The sequence below is a fragment of the Mesorhizobium sp. M7A.F.Ca.CA.004.06.1.1 genome, from assembly GCF_003999135.1.
Classification (GTDB): Bacteria; Pseudomonadota; Alphaproteobacteria; order Rhizobiales; family Rhizobiaceae; genus Mesorhizobium.
The window spans coordinates 1-2,576 of the sequence record NZ_RZPQ01000808.1; the positions used below are offsets into that span (position 1 = coordinate 1).

Annotated in this window: 3 protein-coding genes; 2 read left to right on the top strand and 1 reads right to left on the bottom strand. The window is 64.1% G+C overall.

Annotated features, from left to right (window positions below):
* Window positions 1–700: TIGR01459 family HAD-type hydrolase (locus EN906_RS30440; protein WP_127375617.1), on the top strand; the 700-nt coding region annotated here is incomplete at its 5' end.
* On the opposite strand, the gene EN906_RS30445 is transcribed toward EN906_RS30440, so the two are convergent.
* Entirely contained in the window at window positions 687–1,697 is a 1,011-nt protein-coding gene (locus EN906_RS30445) for a sugar-binding transcriptional regulator (protein ID WP_127269653.1), read from the bottom strand. The genes EN906_RS30440 and EN906_RS30445 overlap by 14 nt on opposite strands.
* Window positions 1,698–1,856: 159 nt before the next feature.
* Here EN906_RS30445 and EN906_RS30450 point away from each other — a divergent pair.
* The coding region (locus EN906_RS30450; RefSeq protein WP_127375618.1) for a hypothetical protein at window positions 1,857–2,576 on the top strand (720 nt) is incomplete at its 3' end.

The window sequence follows — 2,576 nt, forward strand, 5'->3', positions numbered from 1 at the left end:
CAAGACCGTGGTGCTGGTTTCGAACTCCGGCAGGCGGGCACGACCCAATGAAAGCCGGCTCATGAAACTCGGCTTCGAAGCGGGAAGCTGGGATCATTTCGTTTCTTCCGGCGAGGTGGCGTGGCGATCCTTCAGGCAGATGGCGATTTCGGGGAAGCTGCGCCCAGGGACAAAATGTCTGCTGATCAGCCGTGAAGCTGACCGCTCCGCGATCGAGGGCCTGCCTTTTGTGCTGACCGGGTCCGGCGATGAGGCCGAACTGGTGCTGATCGCGGCCAGCGAGGGTGACCGCTTTGACCTCGACCATTATCGCAGGCTGTTCGCGCCGGCTGCAGAGCGGCGGGTGCCGTGTTTCTGCACCAATCCCGACATCGTCATGCTGACGACCGTTGGCCCTCGCTTCGGCGCCGGTCGTCTGGCCGATCTCTATGAAAGCCTGGGCGGCAGCGTTACCCGTATCGGCAAGCCCGACAAGGCGATTTTCGAAGCCGCGCTGGCGCTGGCCGGCGAGCCGGACCCTGGCACCGTGGTCTGTGTCGGCGACAGCGTCGAACACGATATATCGGGGGGAAACAGCGCCGGCATCGCCACCGCGCTGGTGCTGAGCGGAATACTGGCGGACACACCGGATCTCGCCGCTGTTTTCGACGAACAGCAGGCCTGGCCGGACTACATCACGGACAGTTTCAGCTTCCGCTGACCGCCTCCAGCATACGCCGCGCGCTCTCCTCGTCGGTGATCAGGATGGTTGGGGCGATGAGGGTCATGGCGCCGAGCAGCGCTTCGGTTTTCTCCTCGCCACCGGAGGTGAGGATACGGATCGGCGCCTTGCGCAGACGGTCGACATCCACCGACATCACGTGGCTGTTGACCGGATGGTCGACCAGATCGCCGTTGCGGTCGAAGAAATGGAACAGGAGGTCACCCACGGCGCCTCGCGCAAGCAGGGCCTCCCGATCCGCCTCCTTGAGAAAGCCGCCCCGAGAGAAGGTGGTGGCCGAGGCAATCCCGCCGACGCTCAGCAGAACGGCATCAAGCACGTCGGCCATTTCGAAAATCTCCTGCAGGCCGCAGCGCTCGATCAGTGCGATCTTGGTCTCGACGCTGTCGACGACGGCTGGTGTCGGCATCAGATAGCCGTCGCCCTGGAATATCTGAGCGAAGCGCCAGGCGAACTCGGCTGGGTTTACCCGGCGCACGACGCCGACACCGCCAAGCAGCGAAATCACCTTGAAATCGGTGAGCGACTTGGCGCTGATGAAGGGCAGGCTCGAGAACAGCGTCTGCCCCCAGCCGACGCCGACCCGCATGCCGGACTTCATCGTGTCCGACAGGAAACTGCCGGTCTTGGCGCTGATCGCTGGTATCGGATCGGCATTGGGTGCCGAAAGCGGCGCCACCAGCGCCTGCTGCAGCCCGAACGTCTTCTCCAGCGCGCGCTCAAGCCGCACGATTTCCGACAATTCGCTCTCGATGGTGATCTTCACTTCGTTGCGCGCCCGGGCATCCGCCAGCATGCGCACGATGGTGACGCGACCGACGCCGAGCACGTCGGCGATCTCGTTCTGCGTCATCTGTTCGACGAAATACATCCAGGCGGCGCGAATCCTGAGGCGATCCGTTCGGCTTTCGCTGGCGACCTGCTCGGTTGCCTCGCCTCGACCGTCTTCGCTTTCGCCCTGTCGTCGTCTGCCCAAGTCTGTCTCTCCCCCTGCGGCGACGGACGAGCGCGCTGCCGCCGATTCTGCATGCTGGTCTAGTATCGCCTATTGATCTACCAATCGATAGGAACAATGTAGAGAGTGGCGGCTGCCCCGGTTGGCGGCTATCCGCAGCAAATTTCAAGGCGATCTGCGATGCTCCGACAAATCTCCGAAGATGTCCGCGTCAATCTGAAGGATCGGCTGCGGGAAGTCCGCGAAATCATCCGCCAGAGCCGCCATGACGGCAGCGGCGATGCCAGCATCCTGCGCGAAGCAACCAGCCATCTGCCGCCGTTTCCGGGCAAGGGCATCGAAGGCCTGCTCAGCCATGCCGCCAGTGCCGTCGACGAGGCGCTGTCGATCGCTGAAGCTTTCGTCCCGCATGAGCGCCCGATCAAGGTGGACGGCACGACGGTAAAGGGCCTCGGCACCTATTTCCCGATCGGCAACGAGGATCGCCAGCTGAGCGCGGAGCGCCTGTTCCGGCGCGATATGTATTATCTGACCAAGGCGGTGCTTGCCGGCCTGAACATCGACAATGCCCGCATCCACGAAGCCGATTTCGCGGCCGTCCATGCCACGATGCGCAAGCGGCATGGCGACCTCCTGGCCGCCTTGGCCACGCCAGGCGCCGGACTGCAGGCAATCGCGGCGATCTGTTCGGCGCTGCTGGTCGAGTGCCTCAGCCAGCGTCCAGTTCGCTTTGCCGAGACCGTGCCGGAAACGCCGGCCGCGATTGCCGGCCGGGCGCTCGACATAAGCTGCCTGGCGCCGCTCGCTTTGGCCTGCGGCCTGGCGACCACCGGCAGCGACGGTGCACCGGAGCCGGATATGCTGGAGATCGCGATATTGGCGGCGGATATTCGCCACGAC